Source organism: Streptomyces sp. NBC_00271 (assembly GCF_036178845.1).
Lineage (GTDB): Bacteria > Actinomycetota > Actinomycetes > Streptomycetales > Streptomycetaceae > Streptomyces.
On the sequence record NZ_CP108070.1, the window covers coordinates 5,703,552 to 5,721,631 of the forward strand.

The 18,080-nt window shown below is 70.5% G+C and carries 21 protein-coding genes; 4 read left to right on the forward strand and 17 right to left on the reverse strand.

Annotated features, from left to right (window positions below):
• Nucleotides 1-372 precede the first annotated feature (372 nt).
• Nucleotides 373-1,350 (reverse strand): asparaginase, encoded by a 978-nt coding sequence (locus tag OG798_RS26040; RefSeq protein WP_121415716.1) that lies wholly within the window; start codon nucleotides 1,348-1,350, stop codon nucleotides 373-375.
• 239 nt (nucleotides 1,351-1,589) lie between these two features.
• Entirely contained in the window at nucleotides 1,590-2,309 is a 720-nt protein-coding gene (locus OG798_RS26045) for an RsiG family protein (RefSeq protein WP_095853907.1), read from the reverse strand.
• 258 nt (nucleotides 2,310-2,567) lie between these two features.
• On the opposite strand from OG798_RS26045, the gene dtd reads away from it, so the two are divergent.
• Nucleotides 2,568-3,005: a D-aminoacyl-tRNA deacylase gene (dtd, locus tag OG798_RS26050; RefSeq protein ID WP_267062223.1), complete on the forward strand. Its 438-nt coding sequence runs from the start codon at nucleotides 2,568-2,570 to the stop codon at nucleotides 3,003-3,005.
• A gap of 41 nt (nucleotides 3,006-3,046) precedes the next feature.
• Here dtd and ygfZ read toward each other — a convergent pair whose 3' ends face one another.
• The 6 genes from ygfZ to OG798_RS26080 form a co-directional block, all read right to left on the reverse strand.
• Nucleotides 3,047-4,012 (reverse strand): CAF17-like 4Fe-4S cluster assembly/insertion protein YgfZ, encoded by a 966-nt coding sequence (gene ygfZ / locus OG798_RS26055; RefSeq protein ID WP_097225476.1) that lies wholly within the window; start codon nucleotides 4,010-4,012, stop codon nucleotides 3,047-3,049.
• Nucleotides 4,013-4,021: 9 nt separating this feature from the next.
• Nucleotides 4,022-4,459, reverse strand: coding sequence for a Fur family transcriptional regulator (locus tag OG798_RS26060; protein ID WP_095853905.1), 438 nt, complete (start codon nucleotides 4,457-4,459; stop codon nucleotides 4,022-4,024).
• A gap of 107 nt (nucleotides 4,460-4,566) precedes the next feature.
• Complete coding sequence (locus OG798_RS26065; RefSeq protein WP_095853904.1) at nucleotides 4,567-5,142, reverse strand: FABP family protein; 576 nt, start codon at nucleotides 5,140-5,142, stop codon at nucleotides 4,567-4,569.
• 248 nt (nucleotides 5,143-5,390) lie between these two features.
• On the reverse strand, nucleotides 5,391-6,386 hold the full coding sequence (locus tag OG798_RS26070; RefSeq protein ID WP_267062224.1) for a hypothetical protein: 996 nt from the start codon (nucleotides 6,384-6,386) through the stop codon (nucleotides 5,391-5,393).
• The gene (locus OG798_RS26075; protein ID WP_267062225.1) at nucleotides 6,383-7,270 is read right to left on the reverse strand and encodes a hypothetical protein; all 888 of its coding nucleotides are present in this window, start codon (nucleotides 7,268-7,270) and stop codon (nucleotides 6,383-6,385) included. The genes OG798_RS26070 and OG798_RS26075 overlap by 4 nt, the downstream gene beginning before the upstream one ends.
• Nucleotides 7,267-8,070: a hypothetical protein gene (locus OG798_RS26080; RefSeq protein WP_328757746.1), complete on the reverse strand. Its 804-nt coding sequence runs from the start codon at nucleotides 8,068-8,070 to the stop codon at nucleotides 7,267-7,269. Before OG798_RS26080 ends, OG798_RS26075 begins: the two co-directional genes overlap by 4 nt.
• Before the next feature lie 135 nt (nucleotides 8,071-8,205).
• On the opposite strand from OG798_RS26080, the gene OG798_RS26085 reads away from it, so the two are divergent.
• On the forward strand, nucleotides 8,206-8,568 hold the full coding sequence (locus tag OG798_RS26085) for a DsrE family protein (RefSeq protein ID WP_054232393.1): 363 nt from the start codon (nucleotides 8,206-8,208) through the stop codon (nucleotides 8,566-8,568).
• A gap of 46 nt (nucleotides 8,569-8,614) precedes the next feature.
• Here OG798_RS26085 and OG798_RS26090 read toward each other — a convergent pair whose 3' ends face one another.
• The 8 genes from OG798_RS26090 to OG798_RS26120 all read right to left on the reverse strand — a co-directional run bounded on the left by OG798_RS26090 (nucleotide 8,615) and on the right by OG798_RS26120 (nucleotide 13,962).
• Entirely contained in the window at nucleotides 8,615-8,875 is a 261-nt protein-coding gene (locus OG798_RS26090) for a DUF3099 domain-containing protein (RefSeq protein ID WP_067371511.1), read from the reverse strand.
• Between the two features lie 88 nt (nucleotides 8,876-8,963).
• Nucleotides 8,964-9,251 (reverse strand): DUF1416 domain-containing protein, encoded by a 288-nt coding sequence (locus OG798_RS26095; protein ID WP_054232391.1) that lies wholly within the window; start codon nucleotides 9,249-9,251, stop codon nucleotides 8,964-8,966.
• A gap of 30 nt (nucleotides 9,252-9,281) precedes the next feature.
• Nucleotides 9,282-10,121 (reverse strand): sulfurtransferase, encoded by an 840-nt coding sequence (locus tag OG798_RS26100; protein WP_095853903.1) that lies wholly within the window; start codon nucleotides 10,119-10,121, stop codon nucleotides 9,282-9,284.
• Between the two features lie 140 nt (nucleotides 10,122-10,261).
• On the reverse strand, nucleotides 10,262-10,342 hold the full coding sequence (locus OG798_RS56590) for a putative leader peptide (RefSeq protein WP_350310325.1): 81 nt from the start codon (nucleotides 10,340-10,342) through the stop codon (nucleotides 10,262-10,264).
• Nucleotides 10,343-10,618: 276 nt separating this feature from the next.
• Nucleotides 10,619-11,371 (reverse strand): LmeA family phospholipid-binding protein, encoded by a 753-nt coding sequence (locus tag OG798_RS26105; RefSeq protein ID WP_328757747.1) that lies wholly within the window; start codon nucleotides 11,369-11,371, stop codon nucleotides 10,619-10,621.
• 138 nt (nucleotides 11,372-11,509) lie between these two features.
• Nucleotides 11,510-12,721 (reverse strand): hypothetical protein, encoded by a 1,212-nt coding sequence (locus OG798_RS26110; RefSeq protein WP_328757748.1) that lies wholly within the window; start codon nucleotides 12,719-12,721, stop codon nucleotides 11,510-11,512.
• Between the two features lie 8 nt (nucleotides 12,722-12,729).
• Nucleotides 12,730-12,984, reverse strand: a complete 255-nt coding sequence (locus OG798_RS26115) for a MoaD/ThiS family protein (RefSeq protein ID WP_054232388.1) — start codon at nucleotides 12,982-12,984, stop codon at nucleotides 12,730-12,732.
• Nucleotides 12,985-13,053: 69 nt separating this feature from the next.
• Nucleotides 13,054-13,962, reverse strand: coding sequence for an alpha/beta hydrolase (locus OG798_RS26120; protein WP_095853901.1), 909 nt, complete (start codon nucleotides 13,960-13,962; stop codon nucleotides 13,054-13,056).
• 285 nt (nucleotides 13,963-14,247) lie between these two features.
• Between OG798_RS26120 and OG798_RS26125 the strand changes: the two genes are divergently transcribed.
• Nucleotides 14,248-15,039 carry a response regulator transcription factor gene (locus OG798_RS26125; RefSeq protein ID WP_095853900.1) on the forward strand — a complete coding sequence of 264 codons (792 nt, stop codon included), beginning with the start codon at nucleotides 14,248-14,250 and terminating at the stop codon, nucleotides 15,037-15,039.
• Between the two features lie 71 nt (nucleotides 15,040-15,110).
• Nucleotides 15,111-16,133: a LacI family DNA-binding transcriptional regulator gene (locus OG798_RS26130; RefSeq protein ID WP_095853899.1), complete on the forward strand. Its 1,023-nt coding sequence runs from the start codon at nucleotides 15,111-15,113 to the stop codon at nucleotides 16,131-16,133.
• Nucleotides 16,134-16,259: 126 nt separating this feature from the next.
• On the opposite strand, the gene OG798_RS26135 is transcribed toward OG798_RS26130, so the two are convergent.
• On the reverse strand, nucleotides 16,260-18,005 hold the full coding sequence (locus tag OG798_RS26135) for a trypsin-like serine protease (protein ID WP_267062227.1): 1,746 nt from the start codon (nucleotides 18,003-18,005) through the stop codon (nucleotides 16,260-16,262).
• Nucleotides 18,006-18,080 lie beyond the last annotated feature (75 nt).

An 18,080-nucleotide genomic window follows, 5' to 3' on the forward strand; every position in this document is an offset into this window, starting at 1 on the left:
ACGCCGAACACACCCCTGTCGCACCGTTTTCGCCCCCGCCGCCCCTACCCGTCCCATCCACACCTGGGGGCTCCGCCCCCAGACCCCCGGGTGGGTTCGTCGGCTGCGGGCCGGTGGGGGTTGCTCGCGCAGTTCCCCGCGCCCCTGAGGCGGGGGGCTGCGCCCCCGGCCCCCCGATCGGCCTGAACGGCCTCGTCCTCAAACGCCGGACGGGCTGAAAGATGCGCGCCAGCGCCCTTGAGGGGCGCGGGGAACTGCGCGACCAGCCCCCACCCACCCGCAGTCAAAAGGACGGCCTACGGGGTCCGGGGCGGAGCCCCTGGGATGGGACGGGTAGGGGCGGCGGGGGCGAGGAACGTTTGAGGGGCGGGCTTAGAACACCGCCCGGATCTCGCCGACCTCGACGCCTCCGCCCGTCAGGGGGGAGTGGCCGATTTTGGAGAGGATGGGGGATTGCGTGCCCAGGAGGGACAGGGCGCGGGCGAGGACGGGGCCGAGTGCTCGGGTGGCGCCGTCGTCGATCTTGAAGGCGAGGGCCCTGCCGTCGGGGAGGGCCACCGCCTGGACGGCCTCCGCGCCCATCTTGGAGAGGGCACCCGGTATCTCCCGCATGAGCCAGGTGTCGGGACGGCGCGTACCGGCGACGTACTCGGGGTGGGCACGCATCGCGTCGGCGACACGGCGTTCGGCGGAGCCGGGGGCGGCGAGGACGAAGGACCGGAAGGCACGGGCAAGGCCTGTGAGGCTGATCGCCATCAGCGGCGCGCCGCAGCCGTCCGTACCGACCGCCGCCACCGACTCCCCCGCCGCCTCCTCGACCACCGTGTGGATGAGCTGCTGGAGCGGATGCCCGGGGTCCAGGTAGGAGTCCAGGGGCCAGCCTCGCAGCGCGCACACCGCGAGCATCGCCGCGTGCTTGCCGGAGCAGTTCATGGTGACCCGGTCACGGACCGCGCCCCCGGCGAGATACGTCTCCGCCTCCGCCGGGTCCAGCGGCAGATCCGGCGGGCACTGCAACTGCCCGGCGTCCAGCCCGTGCTCGGCCAGCATCTTCTGGACGAGATCGCGGTGGAAGGCCTCCCCGGAGTGGCTGGCGGCGGCGAGAGCCAGCCGTTCACCGGCCAGGTCAAGGCCCGCCCGCAGCACACCCGCCGCCTGCATCGGCTTGTTCGACGAGCGCGGGAAGACCGGCGCGGTCACCTCGCCCAGCGCCAGCTCGACCGACCCGTCCGCGGCCAGCAGCACCAGGCTGCCCCGATGCCGCCCCTCGACGAATCCCGAACGGACGACCTCGGCGAGAACAGGCGGTATGAAGGGGTCTGCGGGTACGGCGGGAGCGGCGGCGGACATCGGCGGTGGCCTTCCATGACAGGGACCCGCCCGGTGATCGAACCGCGGCGCCGTACGGGAGGTCCCCCGATGGCGTGTCCCCGGCCGAGCCCCACGACCGCGACCCGGGCCGTTCCCGGGCGCGGCCGCCGCGACCGCGGAACCGGGCGCGGCCATGGGGCCCGGCCCCGGATGTCCCGGACCGCCGGCGCCGCCACAGCCGTCGCACGCACCCCCCGGGATCGCCGGGGGCCACCGCGTCACATGAGCAGGTCGTCTACTTGTGCTTCCCCATCACGGTACCTGCGGGCGATCTCGGCGCTGCAATCGTCGGCGGTGCGCTGCAGGTGCTGGCGCCGCCGGGAGACCTGCTGCTCGTAGCGCACCAGCCGTCCCATCCCCGCGCCGAGCTCGTCGTCCGTACGTGCCTCCAGGTCCGACAGCTCCACCTCGGCGAGCATGTCCGCGGCGAGCCGCCGGTACTCCTCGCCGTACGGTGTGCCCACCGTCACATGGCGGGCCGACGAACGGTGCCGGGCGGGCGCGTCCGTCAGGATCTCCGCGAGCCGGTCGACGACCGACGCCCCGCCGGAGCCGGAACCCGCCCCCCTCCCCCCGGCCGCGCGCAGCCCCGGACTCGTTCCCAGGCCCGAGACGAGCGGCGCTCCCGACGTCGCGGAGGGCGCCCGCAGTCCCCCGCGGCGCGCCAGCTCCGCCCGCAGGATGTCGATGCGCCCCTGGAGCAGCCGCCGCACATAGCTGAGGTCGGCCTCGTCGCGCTGCGCGTCGCGCCGCAGGGTCCGCAGCTCGGGCAGCCGCAGCAGGGGCAGATCGGGCGCGGGCAGGTCCGGGTGCAGCGGGCTGTCGGTGCGCTGCACGGGAGGACGATGAACCCCCGAACGACCGCCTCCCGCCCGCGGACTCGTACGGGTCAACGACACAGCCCCGGGCGGCTGCTGCCCGGTACTCGGTGTGCTCATGTGCCTCTACCGTCCCCTCGACCGGCGCGGTCCACCCCACGGTTGCACCGCAACACACGCATCGTGCCACCCCAAGTGGCCGCTATGTGACCGAGTGCCCCCGATCGGCCCCAGATGGGGGGGTAAGGAGCAAAAAGAAACCCCCAAAGGACCCCTCGAAAGAGGTCAGGGGATCACGCGCGAAAGCATTGAGCCCCGTGACGCGAAGGCATTGAGCCCCGTGCAGGGGGCTGCGTCCCGCACGGCATGATGGTTCCCATGCGTGCGGTGGTGCAGAGGGTGGACGGCGCGAGCGTCGTCGTGAACGGGGAACGCGGTCCGGAAACGGTCGGGGCGATCGACGGCGAGGGGCTGTGCGTCCTCGTCGGCGTCACGCACGACGACACCAAGGAGAAGGCGGCCCAACTCGCCCGCAAACTCTGGTCCGTCCGGATGCTGGCAGACGAGAAGTCGTGCTCCGACATCGACGCGCCACTGCTCGTCATCAGCCAGTTCACCCTGTACGGCGACGCCCGCAAGGGCCGCCGCCCCACCTGGAACGCGGCCGCCCCCGGCGATGTCGCCGAACCCCTCGTCGACGAGGTCGTGGCCCAACTCCGCGCGCTGGGCGCCACGGTGGCGACGGGCCGGTTCGGCGCGCAGATGCGCGTCTCGCTGACGAACGACGGCCCGTTCACCGTGCTCCTGGAAATGTGACCCAGGAAAGGTGACCCAGGAAATGCGACCTGCCTGAGCCCCTACGGCTCGACCACGACCTCCTGCGCCGCCGCCGTCGTGTCCGCCAGCAGCCGCGCGTCCAGCGGCACGTTCCGCTTCACCAGGCCGAGCGCGATCGGGCCGAGCTCGTGGTGGCGTACGGAGGTGGTGATGAAGCCGATCTTCCGGCCGTCGGGGCCGTCGTCCGCGAGGCGCAGTTCGGCGCCGTGCGGCGGCAGATGGACCTCGCTGCCGTCCAGGTGCAGGAAGACGAGCCGACGCGGGGGCTTGCCCAGGTTCTGTACCCGGGCGACGGTCTCCTGGCCCCGGTAGCAGCCCTTCTGGAGGTGCACCGCGCTGTCGATCCAGCCCAGCTCGTGCGGGATCGTGCGGTGGTCGGTCTCGAAACCGAGCCGCGGGCGGTGGTGTTCGACGCGCAGCGCCTCGTAGGCCAGCAGCCCGGCCGCCGGACCGGCCTTCCCGGCGTACGACTCCAGGTCCGTGCGCGGCAGGAAGAGATCACGCCCGTACGGCGTCTCGCGTACGACCACGCCCTCGGGGACCTCGGCGATCGAACCGGCCGGCAGGTGCACGACCGCGAAGTCGTCCGTGCGGTCGGCGGTCTCGACGCGGTAGAAGAACTTCATGGACTCCAGGTACGCGAGCAGCGCGTCCTGGGTGCCGGGTTCGACGTGGGCCCAGGTCGTGGTGCCGTCGTCGACGAGGTACAGCGCGTGCTCGATGTGGCCGTGCGCGGAGAGGATCAGCGCCTCGGTGGCGCGGCCCGCCGGGAGGTCCGAGACGTGCTGGGTGAGCAGCAGGTGCAGCCAGCTCAGCCGGTCCTCGCCGGTGACCGCGACGACGCCGCGGTGCGAGAGGTCCACGAAGCCGTTGCCGTCGGCGAGGGCGCGCTGCTCGCGGAACAGGTCACCGTAATGGGCTGCGACCTGTTCATCCACGCCTTCGGCGGGGACGGCGCCGGGCAGGGACAGGAGAGGGCTCTTCATACACCTAGCCTACGACTTGGTAGTTGAACTCTTGAGAGAACAGTCCTTGCACCGGCCGAAGATCGCGAAGTGCTTCATGTCCGTCTCGAAGCCGAACGTGTCCCGGAGCTTCGCGGTGAACTCCGCGGCGACCGAGATGTCGGCCTCGATGACGTTCGTGCAGTCCCGGCAGACCAGGTGGATGTGGTGATGCCGGTCGGCGAGATGGTAGGTCGGCGCGCCGTGCCCGAGGTGGGCGTGACTGACCAGGCCGAGCTCCTCCAGGAGCTCCAGGGTCCGGTAGACGGTGGAAATGTTGACCCCCGACGCCGTCTTCCTCACCTCGATGAGGATGTCGTCGGGGGTCGCGTGCTCCAGGGTGTCCACAGCTTCGAGGACAAGCTGGCGCTGCGGCGTCAGCCGGTAGCCGCGCTGCCTCAGGTCGCTCTTCCAGTCGGTGCTCACCACACAGGAAGTCTAGGACCATTCCGGGAGGTGACGACCTGAGGAGAGCCGCCGAACCGGCCGGACGCCTTCCGAACTGCTTCCTGACCAGCTTCCGAACTGCTGTCCGACTACTTGAAGAACGCGATTCCGTCGTCCGGCATGTCGTCCGGGAGGGCCTTGGCCCAGCGCTCGACGTCCTCCGGAGTGACGACCTTCTTCAGGTGCGCGGACATGTAGGGGCGCAGCTCGACCTCGGGGGTCTGCTTCTCACCGACCCACATGAGGTCGCTCTTCACATAGCCGTAGAGGCGCTTGCCGCCGGTGTAGGGACCCGCGGCCGCCGTCCGTGCCACGGCGTCGGTGACCAGGTCGATCTGCGGCGTCTTGGCGGCCAGGTCGCCGTACCAGATCTCGACGACACCGTCGTCGCGGGTCATGACGACCTCGACCTTGCGGTCGGAGTCGATGCGCCAGAAGCCGGACTCGCTCTCCAGCGGCCGGACCTTGTTCCCGTCGGCGTCGAGCACCCAGGTGTGCGAGTGGTACTCCAGGAAGTCGCGTCCGTCGTGGGTGAAGGTGACCTCCTGCCCGAAGTTGCACTTCTCGGAGCCGGGGAAGTCGTGAACGCCCGCACCGGCCCAGCTGCCGAGCAGGAAGGCAAGGGGAAGCAGGTCCTTGTGCAGGTCGGACGGGATCTCGATCATGAGCTCGGCAGTTCCTCGATGGGGGTCAGCGCTGGCCCTGGTACAGCTTCTTCACGGTCAGCCCGGCGAAGGCGAGCACGCCGACGCAGACCAGGACCAGCAGGGTTTCGAAGAAGATCTCCACGGGGTGCTCCTCGGATGAGCGGGGTGGGCGGTACAAGAGCCGAGCCCCAGCTTAGTGGGCCGGGGCTCGGGGCTCTCTGCGAGGTACTCCTGGGCGATTCTTTGCGAGGTACGCCCGGGTGTGTTCAGCCGAGCAACTGGCTCTGGAGGACCACCGTCTGCTGGAACGGCACCGCCTTCGCGGCGCCCTTGCGGGACTGCACGACCAGGGCGAGGGTGTCCCCGGCCGAGAGGTACGCCTGGCGGACCTGCTCGGCGCCGTACGGCTTGACCTCGTCGTACGCGTGGCGGATCACGTCGTCGACCGCGGCGCGGTCCGGGAACCGGTCGTCGGCCATCGTCCGCTCGGCGCCGCGCAGCGCGTAGAGCGGCGCGCTGTAGCTGGTCAGCCCGGGCGAGTTCACCTCGTCCGCGACGACGACCGAGTCGAACTGCAACAGGTAGATCCGTGTGTGCGTACCGTCCGGCGTCGTCCAGCCGCGCGCCGCGATGTGCCGCAGACCGTGGTCGGTCAGCTGCTGCCCGACCGTCTCCCGGTCGTCCCGCGTGGCGTACTCCGCCAGGAACGTCTTCGTCGCCAGCCAGCCGTCCGTCCCGCGCAGCGCCGCGTCGACGTGTGCGCCCTTCGGGGCGGGCAGCACGAGCCGCCGCAGGTCGGCGTAGTGGGTACCGGTCCTGTTCGACTCGGCGAGCGGGCGCGGGCTGCCGGAGGGCAGCGGCGGGCGGGTGATCGTCGGGTAGTCCCAGCGCCCGTCCGACTCCGTCGCCAGACCGGGTACGTCGGTGCGGTCCATGCGGGTGATGCCGTACGCGACCGACGTGCCGACCGCCGCGAAGACCACGGTGGCGGCGGTCCAGCGCAGCAGGGCCCGCAGCACCCGACGGTCCTTGCGCACCGGGGCCGGGGGCACCTCGGGCGCGACGGCCGTGGACGGCACCTCCGGGTCGACGACCGCGGGCACGGCCTCGGGGGCGGCGGCCGCCGGCGCCTCCTCGGGCGCGGGCGGCAGCGCGACCGGCACCTCGACCGGAGTCGTGGTCCCGTCCTCGACCGGAGCCGTGGTCGCGTCCTCGACCGGCGTCGCCGCCGCGTCCTCGACGGAGCTCGTCTGCTCGGTCATACCGCCTCCCCCGGCTCGGCGATGCGGTCGAGCTGCTCGCGCAGCAGCATCGCGACACCCTTGGTGTTCAACGGCTTGGCCCCGAAGGCGGTCGCGCTGACCAGCACGTCGCCCTGGTAGGCGGAGCAGACCATCATGTCGAGCTTCTCGTCCTTGTCCTTGGGCGGCAGGAAGCACTTGGCGTTCTTGTAGCCCTTGATCTCGGGCCCCTTGCGGAAGATCTTGAGGGCGTCGAAGAACTCGTTCTGGAACGTCGACATGCCCTTCACCGCCGCCTTGTCCTCGATCTGGGCCAGCGCGACGCTCATGGTGAAGCCGCTGTCGGCATACAGCGTGGAGCTGATCCCGCTGGAGGTGCTGAGGTAGCTGCGCATCGCGATGCCCTTGGTGCGCTGCTTGTCGATCCGCTTCTCCAACTCCCGCCGCTGGGAACGCGGCAGGTCGCGCAGTGCCTCCTTGCGCAGAGCGGTGGCCTCGGGCCCGCTGAGCGAGGCGTCGGAGCCGAACTCGCCGATGTCCGGGCCCCGGGTCCAGCCCTCGGTGCCGTACGGCACGAGCATCCCGGCGAGTCCCGAGGCGGTCTTCGCCGTCTTGGCGTCGTTGGGGGCGGGAACCGGGAAGGTCCAGGAGGGCGCGCCGGGGTCCCGGTCGGCGTCCTGGACGGTCACGACGGTGTAGCCGGCGCCGCCGAGGACGGCCGCGACGAGGAGCACGGAACCGGCGACGGCGGCGACGCGCCCCCGGCGGAGGGGTTTCCTGGATTTCTTGGGCTTCGTGACGGGGGCGATGGATTCGGGCGCGGCGGGTTCGGGCGCGGGCTCCTGAACAAGCTCCTCGACGCGTTCCTGAACAGGCTGCTCGCTCATCGGTTGCTCGTCGGTCACAGCCGCTCCATCTGCCGCTCGGCCAGGTCCATGATCTTGGCCTTGGGAATCGGCTTGGTGTCGTAGATCCAGATCTCCATGGCGATGTCACCGCGCCAGGCGTGCGCCTCGGCCCCGTACATCGGGAGGTAACCGGGCTTCGTGTCCGGCTTGGTGTGGACGTAGGCCATGCCGTCGCCCGTCCCTGGGACGGCCCAGACATGGGTGCCGCTCTTCGTGTTCGCCCAGTAGTGGCCCTCGGCGGCCGCGTCGGAGGCGCCGAGTTCCTCCTCCTGCCGGTACTGGATGAGGCGGACCTCCACGCTGTACGTGCTGCCCACCGTCCAGCCGGTGGCAACCGCACGCCGGAACTCGGCGCCGATCAGGTCGCCGAAGGCGTTGGCCGGCTTGGTGTACTGCTCCGCGTAGTCGGCGATGCCCATCCAGCCCTTGGCGCCCGGCACGTACTCGGCGTCCCGCGTCCCCTTCGGCCGCTTGACCAGCAGCTTGCGCAGGTCGCCGTCGGTCTTCACCCGGCGGTCCTGCGCGGCGGACAGGGGTTCGGGACCGGCGCCCTTGGCCTGGGCGACCACGGGCTGCGAGAGCGACGGCAGCTTGGTCGGCTCCCGGTCGGCCTGGATCAGAAAACCGGCGCAGGTGCCCCCGACCAGTCCCAGCACGGCGGCCGTGGCGATCAACAGGGCCGTACGCCCCCGCCGACGTACGCGAGGCGTTTCCTCCTGGATCTCCTCAGGGCTCTCCTCACGGATTCCCTCAGGGATCTCCTCGCGGATCTCCTCATCCATCTCTTCGACTTCCACGACATCCCCCCACGGAACGCGACGCACGGATTCCGTATCCGCGCGCACAGGAGACCCATGGGAATCTCACGGGGTTGTAAGGGACATGATCACGATTCGGACTCTCCCGAACGCCCCCCGGACTACCATGCGGCCATGGCGAAGAAGCTCGTGATCAAGGTGACGGCGGGGGCCGATGCCCCCGAGCGCTGCTCGCAGGCGTTCACGGTCGCGGCGGTGGCCGTGGCCAGCGGGGTCGAGGTCTCCCTGTGGCTGACCGGCGAGTCCGCGTGGTTCGCGTTGCCGGGCCGGGCCGCCGAGTTCGAACTGCCGCACGCGGCGCCGCTGCCCGATCTGATCGACTCGGTCCTGGCCGCGGGCCGGCTCACCCTGTGCACCCAGTGCGCGGCGCGCCGGGACATCACGGAGAAGGACGTCATCGACGGCGTACGCATCGCTGGCGCCCAGGTGTTCGTCCAGGAGGCGATGGCGGACGAGACCCAGGCGCTCGTCTACTGAAGGTGTTGCGCGCGCCCTCCTACGGGCGGCGCTTCTTGCCGTCGAGCTACGGGCGGCGCTTCTTGCCGTCGAGCTCGTCCCACCACTCGTCGGACTTCTGATCCCCGGACGGGTCGTCCCACCAGCGGTCCTCGGGCCCCCGCCGGTTGGCGACCATCGCGGCGAACGGCGGAATCACCATCGCCACCACACACATCCCCACGGCCACGGGAATCGACCAGATCCTTACGACTCCCCAGGCCAGGACGAAAAGACCGATGCACGTCCCCATCATGGCGAAGTAGACGTGTCGCCGTCGTGCGTACATACCTCAAGCGTAGGCCCGTACATGCCGAAGGGCCGCACCCCGAGCGTCCAACCCTGGGGTGCGGCCCTTCGGCCACTCAGAGGTGCCGTCAGACGGCGATCGCGACCTCGGCGAGGCCGCCCGTCTGGGCGACGACCGTGCGGTCCGCGGTGCCGCCGGGGACCAGGGCGCGTACGGTCCAGGTGCCCTCGGCCGCGTAGAAGCGGAACTGGCCCGTCGCGGAGGTGGGGACCTCCGCCGTGAACTCGCCGGTCGAGTCCAGCAGACGCACGTAACCGGTGACGGGCTCGCCGTCGCGGGTCACCTGGCCCTGGATGGTGGTCTCACCGGGCTTGATCGTCGAGGCGTCGGGGCCGCCGGCCTTCGCTCCACACATATTTCGATTCCGTCCTTCAGGCCTTGAGGGTTACTTGTTGGCGCCGAGCTCGATCGGGACGCCGACCAGGGAGCCGTACTCGGTCCAGGAACCGTCGTAGTTCTTGACGTTCTCGACGCCGAGCAGCTCGTGCAGCACGAACCAGGTGAGCGCGGAACGCTCACCGATACGGCAGTACGCGATGGTGTCCTTGGCGAGGTCGACCTGCTCCTCGGCGTAGAGCTCCTTGAGCTCGTCGTCCGACTTGAAGGTGCCGTCGTCGTTGGCGTTCTTCGACCACGGGATGTTGCGGGCGCTCGGGACGTGGCCCGGACGCTGCGACTGCTCCTGCGGAAGGTGCGCCGGGGCGAGCAGCTTGCCGCTGAACTCGTCGGGCGAGCGGACGTCGACCAGGTTCTGCGAACCGATGGCCGCCACGACGTCGTCGCGGAAGGCGCGGATCGCGGTGTTCTGGGCCTTGGCCTTGTAGTCGGTCGCGGCACGGTTCGGGACCTCGACGACCAGGTCGCGGGAGTCGAGCTCCCACTTCTTGCGTCCACCGTCGAGGAGCTTGACGTTCTCGTGGCCGTACAGCTTGAAGTACCAGTAGGCGTAGGACGCGAACCAGTTGTTGTTGCCGCCGTAGAGGACCACCAGCGTGTCGTTGGCGATGCCCTTCTCCGACAGGAGCTTCTCGAAGCCCTCCTGGTCGATGAAGTCACGGCGGACCGGGTCCTGGAGGTCCTTGGTCCAGTCGATCCGGATCGCGTTCTTGATGTGGTTCTTCTCGTACGCGGACGTGTCCTCGTCGACCTCGACGATGGCCACGCTCGGGTCGTCCAGGTGGTCCTGGACCCAGTCGGCGTCGACCAGGACGTCGCTGCGGCTCATGCTGTTTCTCCTCCGGGGCAGTTGCGGCGGGGCGGTGCGTTAGACAGAGGGTGCGCGGTCATGCCTGTCGAGGCTGCGCGGCGCGCACGGGGACCCTGGCGAAGAGGGGCCAGGGGAGGGCGGACGGACGAATGTCCCGCTCAGAAGGTGCGACAGAGCATGGCGGCGACGCGGCACAGGTCTACTGCCCGCCGCTTCGTGAGATCCGCCTGTCGCTTCATGGGTCCGATCGTAGGGACGGACAGGCGGGCATGTCACCGGTGTGTCGGATGCTGAGATGCGATCGTCCGGGATGTGGGACGCCTTCACCGCCGGGCGGCCCCCGCGGGGATTCCGGGCGGCCGTATCCGTCATCACACCGACCGCACATCTGCGGTACGGACGGGCCCGTCTCGCTCCTCGGACAGCTCTCCGGCCGCAGTCTCCCTGGCCTCTGTCCTCTGGCCTCTGCCCTCTGACTTCGGCCTCTGTACTCGGACCTCCGGCCGCTGACCCTTCTACCCGACCAGCTTGACGTTCGAACCCTTCACGGAGACGTCCACGCCGTTCGCGGCTGCCTGGACCGTGTCCAGCTGGATGCCGCCCGGCAGCTCGCCGATCTTCTGCTCGAAGTCGGTGATCGCGCGCACCCGGTTCTCGGCGAGGTCGACGCCCAGCTTGGGGAGGGAGTCCGCGTGCACCTTGACCGTGTTGCCGCCGACGACCGTGACCGAGCTGAGCAGGGAGACCGGCTGGGGCACCTTGGTGCCGCCGATGCTGACCTCGACCGCCACCTTGATCTTGCCGTTGCCGCCGTCGGAGAGGCCGACGACCCGGGCGGTGACCCCGGGAGCGACCTGCGTGGGCTGGGACTTGGCGGTCTTGAGCAGCTCGGCGTACCCGATGGACGCGGAGCCGGTGGCGCTGTTGGCGGTGGCGGAGCTGTAGTCGCCGTTGAAGGCGACGCCGTGCATCTCGGCGTTCAGGTCGTCGATACGGATGGTGCCGGTGCCGCCGGCACTGCCCGCGCCGCTCGTCGACGCCTCGTAGTCCTTGATGCCGATCTTCACGTCGTCGAGTTCGCCACCGACGACCTGGGTGAGGAAGGGAAAGCCCTCGATGGACACGTCCGGCGTGTTCGCCAGGCCCTCGGTGCTCTTGATCCGGTCCGCAGCCTTGTTCTCCGCGAAACCGACCGCCACCCGGTCCGCGATCACGAACAGGCCGCCCAGGATGACGGTGACGATCAGGATTATTCGCAGTGCACGCATGCGCGGTGTTCCCCCACCTCGAACGGATCCGGACGACCGAGTGGCCCTCCCTCGCGAACCTAACCCCGAAGGGCCCCGCGACGGGGCCCTCCGAAGTAGTTGTAGATCACCTGTGACGAACGGCCACCGGCCCGGTTCCTAGCCGAGCGCGCGGCCCAGCAGGTACACGGCGGGGGCCGCGGCGGCCAGCGGCAGGGCCACGCCCGCGGTGAAGTGGACGAAGCGGGACGGGTAGTCGTAACTGGCGACCCGGTGGCCGATCAGCGCGCAGACCCCGGCGCCGAGGCCGAGGAAGGCCCCCTTGCTGCCCAGGTCCGTCATCCCGCCGACCGCGATACCGGCGCCCGCGGCGGCCAGCAGCGCCACCACCACGGAGGCCGCGGTGGGCAGCGGCAGGGCGCGGGCGAGGATCGCGACGGCGACCGCGGCGGCGCCCACCGTGACGGCGTCCGGCTCGGCCGCGAGGTGCCCCGTCGCGATGATCGCGAGCGCCGCCGAGGTGACGGTCGCCATCAGGCCGTACATCCGGGTGTCCGGGTCGGCGTGGCTGCGCAGTTGCAGGACGAGGGTGAGCAGGACCCACACGCCGAGGGTGCCGAGGATCGCGGCGGGCGCGTTCTCCCGGCCCGCCGCGAGGAGCGCGATGTCCGCGGTGACCGCGCCGAGGAACGCCAGCGCGATGCCCTGACGGGCCGGCCACATCCCGTTCAGCCGGAACCAGCCCGCCGCGGTGACGGCCTGGAGGAGGACGAGGGGGACGACGAGGGCGTACTGCCCGATCGCCGCCGTCCCGGAGAGCAGCAGCCCGAGCACCGCGGTGAGCGCGGCGGGCTGGATGCCGGGTTCGATGATCGGGGAGCGGCCCTCGGCGCGGGCGCGCTGGGCGTCGGTGACGCGGGCGTTGCCGGTGACGGTCGGAGGGCCGTAGCCGGAGGCGGTGTCAGGGGTGACCGCGCTGCCGGTGCCGGGCGCCTGCTGGACGGGGGGCTGGTACGCGGGCGTCCACTCCGGTGCCCGTGTCGGCGCCGGTGCCTCCTGCGGCAGCGGCTGCGGCTGCGGCTGCGGCTGCGGCTGCGGCTGCGGCTGCCCGACCGTGCCGTACGTCTGCGGCTCGGGGTACGCCTGGTAGCCCTGCGGCGGCAGATACGTCGTGTCCGCCGCCGGCATCGAGGGTTGCACCTGGGTCTCCCAGGTCTGCCCCTCCCACTGCTGGGTGTGCTGCTGCCACTCGGGCTGCGGCGGCTGTTGCTGCTGAGGCTGCCCCTGCCGCTGTTGCTGCTGAGGCCCTGGATACGGGTCGTACCCCTCGTACTGACCCTCGTACCGGCCCTCGTACGGCTGGTCGCTCATCGTCTCGCTCACCCTCCTGCGAACGGTGGGAGCACCTCGACCGTGCCGCCCTCGGCCAGCCGTACCGTCTCATGTTCGCGAGTGCCCACGGGGTCACCGTCGATGAGGAAGGAGCATCGCCGCAGCACGCGGACGAGTTCGCCGGGGTGTCGCACGCGGGCCGCGTCGAGCGCCTCGGCGAGCGTGCCCGCGTCGTACGGCTCCTCCGCGACGCCCGCCGCGGCCTTGGCGGCGGCCCAGTAACGCACCGTGCCCTTTGCCATCTCGTTCCTCAATCGGTGTTTTCCGTGAACACGGATCAGTCATCAGTGGTTTCTGTGAACACGGTCAGGCTAGCCCGCCGCCGCGACGGCCCATGCCCCGATACGGCCCAGCAGCTCGTCGTCCGCCGCGTGCTCGGCGTGGCCCATACCGTGCTCGATCCACAGTTCGGCGTGGCCGCCGGAGGCGGCGGCGAGCATCTGCGGGTGGTCGACCGGGAAGTAGCCGTCCTGGTCGCCGTGGACGATCAGCAGCGGAGTGGGCGCGATGAGCGGGACCGACTCGACCGGGGAGGTCGGTACCGGGTCCCAGTCACGGTGGTGGATCCGGGTGCGCAGGCCGTATCGGCCGACCGCGCGGCCCACCGGCCGGGTTACCAGCCAGTGCAGGCGCCGCATAGGGGCCGTACCCCGGTAGTACCAACGGGCGGGTGCGCTCACCGAAACCACGGCGTCCGTACGCGCCCCGGTGCGCCCCCCGTGCTCCATCTCCGCGCCCCGGTCCGAGCCACCCTCCGAGCGACCGTCCGGACCACGGTGCAGCGCCGCGTGCCGCAGCACCACCGAACCGCCCATCGAAAAGCCGACGGTGGCCACGCGCGTGTGCCCGAGTTCGCGGGCCCAGGCCACCGCGGCGGCCAGATCGTGGACCTCGCGGTCACCGACCGTGGAGCTGCCGCCGGAGGCGCCGTGACCACGGAAGGAGAAGGTGACCACCGCCGCGTGCCGGGCGAGAACGGCCGCAGCGTGGCGCACGTGCGGACGGTCCAGATCGCCCGTGAAGCCGTGCGCGACGACAATGGCCACATCGTTCAAGCCGGTGGCCGAGTCACCAGAAGGCCGCGTTCCAGGGTCGTACGCCGCATCGATCGTCACCCCGTCGACCGTGTGCAGAAACCTCCGCAAAGGGGTGCGCGGGGGCGTCTCAAGGGGTGGACGATCGGAAGATCCCGTCGCTTGACCTGCCGGACCTGAGCTCATGTGGGCTATTCTGCTGGGCAGAGGACTCGGGCAGCGTAGCCCCCGGGTCCTTTTGTGCTTTCTGAAGCGTTGTATACGAAGCGGGAAACCGCAGGTGTACGAAGCCGGCGAACGCATAGAACGTGTGGCGACCCCCCGTGGGCCGTCCGGCGACTCCCAGGGGCGCGGGAGCCGCACCGTAGGAAGCAGTGCCGCAAACGTCCTCGCAGGGACCGAGGAGGAACCAGACGTTATGGGCGAGCGAACCTTGCATGACCGTAGGACGACCCAGGCAGGTGGGGCGCGATGAGTTCTCTGCTGCTCCTGACCAATGCTCTTCAGCCGTCGACGGAGGTGCTTCCCGCTCTCGGCCTGCTCCTGCACAACGTGCGAGTGGCTCCGGCGGAAGGCCCCGCTCTCGTCGACACCCCCGGTGCCGACGTCATCCTGATCGACGGTCGGCGCGACCTCCCGCAGGTGCGCAGCCTGTGCCAGCTGCTGCGCTCGACCGGGCCCGGCTGTCCGCTGATCCTCGTCGTGACGGAGGGCGGCCTCGCGGCCGTCACCGCCGACTGGGGCATCGACGACGTGCTCCTGGACACCGCGGGACCGGCGGAGGTCGAGGCGCGGCTGCGGCTGGCCATGGGCCGCCAGCAGATCGTCAACGACGACTCCCCGATGGAGATCCGCAACGGCGACCTCTCGGTCGACGAGGCGACGTACAGCGCCAAGCTCAAGGGCCGGGTCCTCGACCTGACCTTCAAGGAGTTCGAGCTCCTCAAATACCTCGCGCAGCACCCGGGCCGTGTCTTCACGCGCGCGCAGTTGCTGCAGGAGGTCTGGGGCTACGACTACTTCGGCGGTACGCGGACGGTCGACGTCCACGTACGGCGGCTGCGCGCGAAGCTCGGACCCGAGCACGAGTCGCTGATCGGTACCGTCCGGAACGTCGGTTATCGATTCGTTACACCTGAGAAGGTGGACCGCGCCGCGGAGGAGGCGAGGGCCAGGGCGGCCCAGCCAAAGCCGGAGGATGCGGACGAGACGGCGCACCTGGACGCCGTCGAGACGGTCGAGGCGGCGGCGGAGGCGCAGTAGGCGGTAACGGAGGCGCAGCAAGCCTCCGTACGCCCTGCCCAGGGGCGGGTCCATCCGCGTAGACTCCGCGCGTGGCCAAGGTGACGAGGGACGATGTAGCGCGACTGGCGGGTACGTCCACCGCCGTTGTCAGCTATGTCATCAACAACGGACCGAGGCCGGTTGCCCCGGCCACGCGCGAGCGCGTTCTCGCCGCGATCAAGGAACTGGGGTACCGGCCCGACCGGGTCGCCCAGGCCATGGCGTCGCGGCGGACCGAGCTCATAGGCCTGATCGTGCCGGACGCGCGCCAGCCCTTCTTCGGGGAGATGGCGCACGCGGTCGAGCAGGCCGCCGCGGAGCGCGGGAAGATGGTGCTCGTCGGCAACTCCGACTACATCGCCGAGCGCGAGGTCCACTACCTGCGCGCCTTCCTCGGCATGCGGGTCTCCGGGCTGATCCTCGTCAGCCACGCGCTCAATGACAACGCTGCCGCGGAGATCGACGCGTGGGACGCCCGTGTGGTGCTGCTGCACGAGCGCCCCGAGGCCATCGACGACGTCGCCGTCGTCACGGACGACGTCGGCGGCGCCCAGCTCGCCACCCGCCACCTCCTCGAACACGGCTACGAATACGTGGCCTGTCTCGGCGGCCTCGCGGAGACCCCGACCGTCGGCGACCCGGTCTCCGACCACGTCGAGGGCTGGCGGCGCGCGATGCAGGAGGCCGGGATCCCCACCGAGGGGCGCCTCTTCGAAGCGCCGTACAACCGCTACGACGCCTATCAGGTCGGCCTCCAGCTGCTCGGCGGTCCCGACCGCCCGCCCGCCATCTTCTGCTCCACGGACGACCAGGCGATCGGCGTGCTGCGCGCCGCGCGTGAGCTGCGCATCGACGTACCGGGGCAGCTGGCCGTGGCCGGTTTCGACGACGTCAAGGAAGCCGCGCTGACGGATCCGCCGATGACGACGATCGCCTCCGACCGGTCGGCGATGGCGCGGGCCGCGGTGGATCTCGTACTGGATGACGGACTGCGGGTCGCGGGGTCGCGGCGCGAACGGTTGAAGGTGTTTCCGTCGCGGTTGGTCGTCCGGCGCTCTTGCGGTTGTGAGTAGCTGCGGGCCGGATGTGGCTGGGCGCGCCCACGCGGCGGAGCCGCATATGTCACAGCCTCGCGCCCCTAAGAACAAGGGCGCGCCGGCCCCGCGGATTGCGGGGCCGGCGCGCGTTTTTGTAGTCGCTCAGAACAGCAGGTTGTACTGGTTGAAGCCGCTGCCCAGGCCGATCCGTGAGCCGAAGAGGCTGCTGGAGGCCTTGTTGGTGCCGGGGTAGAGCCAGAGCTTGCCGGCGGAGTCGCGGGTGATGAGGTCCGCGATGCCGTCGCCCGTGACGTCGCCGTTGGCGACGTACGAGGTGAAGGTGAAGCCCGTACGCGCCTGGATCCGCGCCGCGAACGGGGTCTTCTCGACCTGCGTGCCCCGGTAGAGGTACAGGACGCCGGAGCTGTTGCGGACCAGCAGGTCGGCCCTGCCGTCGCCGGACAGGTCGCCGTGGCCGAAGATCTTCACGTTCTTCCAGGCCTTGTCGACGACCTTGACCTTGCCGTAGAACTGGCCGTTGCCCTTGCCCGGGTAGAGGTAGACCGAGCCGTCGGCGTCCACCGCGACCAGGTCGGGGCGGGCGTCACCCGTCATGTCGCCCGGGATGGCGTACGACTTGTAGCCGCCCCACACCGTGCTGATCTGCATCCAGTCGTACTCGCCCGAGGTGTGGTTCAGGTAGCTGCGGTACAGCTTGCCGTCGCCCTTGTCGCGGATGATCAGGTCCTGGTAGAAGTCCCGGTCCAGGTCGGCCTGGAGGCCCCAGCTGGCGTTCTGCCAGCCGTTGCCCTGGTAGGCGCGGGTGGCGAGCGAGGTGCCCTTGCTGTCCTGCTGGAAGAGGCCGCCGGACGGCGTGCGCTCCAGCAGGTCGGCCTTGCCGTCGAAGGTCAGGTCCGCGTCGTCGATGCGCGGCTGGGCGGCCCAGGTGTACGAGGACACCTTGGTGAACACCGGGTAGGCGCCCTTCGCGGTGCAGCCCGCGACGCCCCACGAGACGATGCCGACGACCTTGCCGCCGACGATGACGGGACCGCCGGAGTCACCGTTGCAGGGGCTCTTGGTGCCCTCGTCGGTGCCGGTGGCCGGGGTGCCCGCGCAGAACATCGCGCCCTCGACGAAGTCGTCCTCGCCGAGGACCGACTGCATCGCGGAGTTGCAGGTGGAGTCGGCGACCAGCGGCAGGGTCACCTTGCGCAGGTTCGCCGACAGGTCGGCGTCGTCGGCGCCCGAGGTCAGGCCCCAGCCGTAGACGGTGGCGGAGTTGCCGGCCTTGTAGGAGGCGCTGTCACCGGCGGCCACCAGCCGCTGCCACTGCTGGTCCAGCGGGCGGTCGAGCGTGAGGACCGCGATGTCGTTCTGGACGGTCGTGGAGTTGTAGTGCGAGTGGTTCCACTGGCGGTAGACGCCCGCGACCGTGCCGCTGGTGTCGTCCAGCAGTCCGGTGGCGCCGGCCAGCACCGCGCCGTTCTTCACCCAGTCCAGGCCCGCGACGCAGTGGGCCGCCGTCAGGACCTTGTTCGGGGCGACGAGGGTGCCACCGCAGAAGTAGCCGACGCCGGCCGTGCTGTCGTAGTAGGAGAGCTGGACCATCCACGGCGCGGAGGAGATCGTCGTCTCGGTGCCGCCGATGATGAAGGGTGTCTTCTTGGGGGTCGTGTCCGGGGTCGCCAGGTCCTTGACGGCGGCGGCGACCCGGCCGCGCAGCTCCTTGTCGGAGACGGTCGGCTTCGCGGGCTGGGACTGGTTCGCCTTCGGCAGCGAGGGTCCGTCCGCCGCGGTGGCGGGCTGCGCCGCGAAGGCGCCGGCGCAGGTCAGCGCCAGCGCGAGAGCGGCCGTGGGCAACGCCGTGGCGGGGCGTCTCCAGCGGTCGCGCAGGGCACGTATCACTCAGGGCTCCTGGTGTGGGTGCGTGTGGATTCCATGACGTAGGAGGCCCGAGAAGGGCATACGACGCACCGGCCC

Coding starts and splice junctions, on each gene's coding strand:
- OG798_RS26105 (WP_328757747.1), bottom strand. CDS start 11,371: ATGCGTGCACTGCGAATAATCCTGATCGTCACCGTCATCCTGGGCGGC.
- OG798_RS26070 (WP_267062224.1), bottom strand. CDS start 6,386: ATGACCGAGCAGACGAGCTCCGTCGAGGACGCGGCGGCGACGCCGGTC.
- OG798_RS26085 (WP_054232393.1), top strand. CDS start 8,206: ATGGCGAAGAAGCTCGTGATCAAGGTGACGGCGGGGGCCGATGCCCCC.
- OG798_RS26065 (WP_095853904.1), bottom strand. CDS start 5,142: ATGATCGAGATCCCGTCCGACCTGCACAAGGACCTGCTTCCCCTTGCC.
- OG798_RS56590 (WP_350310325.1), bottom strand. CDS start 10,342: ATGAAGCGACAGGCGGATCTCACGAAGCGGCGGGCAGTAGACCTGTGC.
- OG798_RS26095 (WP_054232391.1), bottom strand. CDS start 9,251: ATGTGTGGAGCGAAGGCCGGCGGCCCCGACGCCTCGACGATCAAGCCC.
- OG798_RS26045 (WP_095853907.1), bottom strand. CDS start 2,309: ATGAGCACACCGAGTACCGGGCAGCAGCCGCCCGGGGCTGTGTCGTTG.
- ygfZ (WP_097225476.1), bottom strand. CDS start 4,012: ATGAAGAGCCCTCTCCTGTCCCTGCCCGGCGCCGTCCCCGCCGAAGGC.
- dtd (WP_267062223.1), top strand. CDS start 2,568: ATGCGTGCGGTGGTGCAGAGGGTGGACGGCGCGAGCGTCGTCGTGAAC.
- OG798_RS26100 (WP_095853903.1), bottom strand. CDS start 10,121: ATGAGCCGCAGCGACGTCCTGGTCGACGCCGACTGGGTCCAGGACCAC.
- OG798_RS26115 (WP_054232388.1), bottom strand. CDS start 12,984: ATGGCAAAGGGCACGGTGCGTTACTGGGCCGCCGCCAAGGCCGCGGCG.
- OG798_RS26040 (WP_121415716.1), bottom strand. CDS start 1,350: ATGTCCGCCGCCGCTCCCGCCGTACCCGCAGACCCCTTCATACCGCCT.
- OG798_RS26120 (WP_095853901.1), bottom strand. CDS start 13,962: ATGAGCTCAGGTCCGGCAGGTCAAGCGACGGGATCTTCCGATCGTCCA.
- OG798_RS26125 (WP_095853900.1), top strand. CDS start 14,248: ATGAGTTCTCTGCTGCTCCTGACCAATGCTCTTCAGCCGTCGACGGAG.
- OG798_RS26110 (WP_328757748.1), bottom strand. CDS start 12,721: ATGAGCGACCAGCCGTACGAGGGCCGGTACGAGGGTCAGTACGAGGGG.
- OG798_RS26090 (WP_067371511.1), bottom strand. CDS start 8,875: ATGTACGCACGACGGCGACACGTCTACTTCGCCATGATGGGGACGTGC.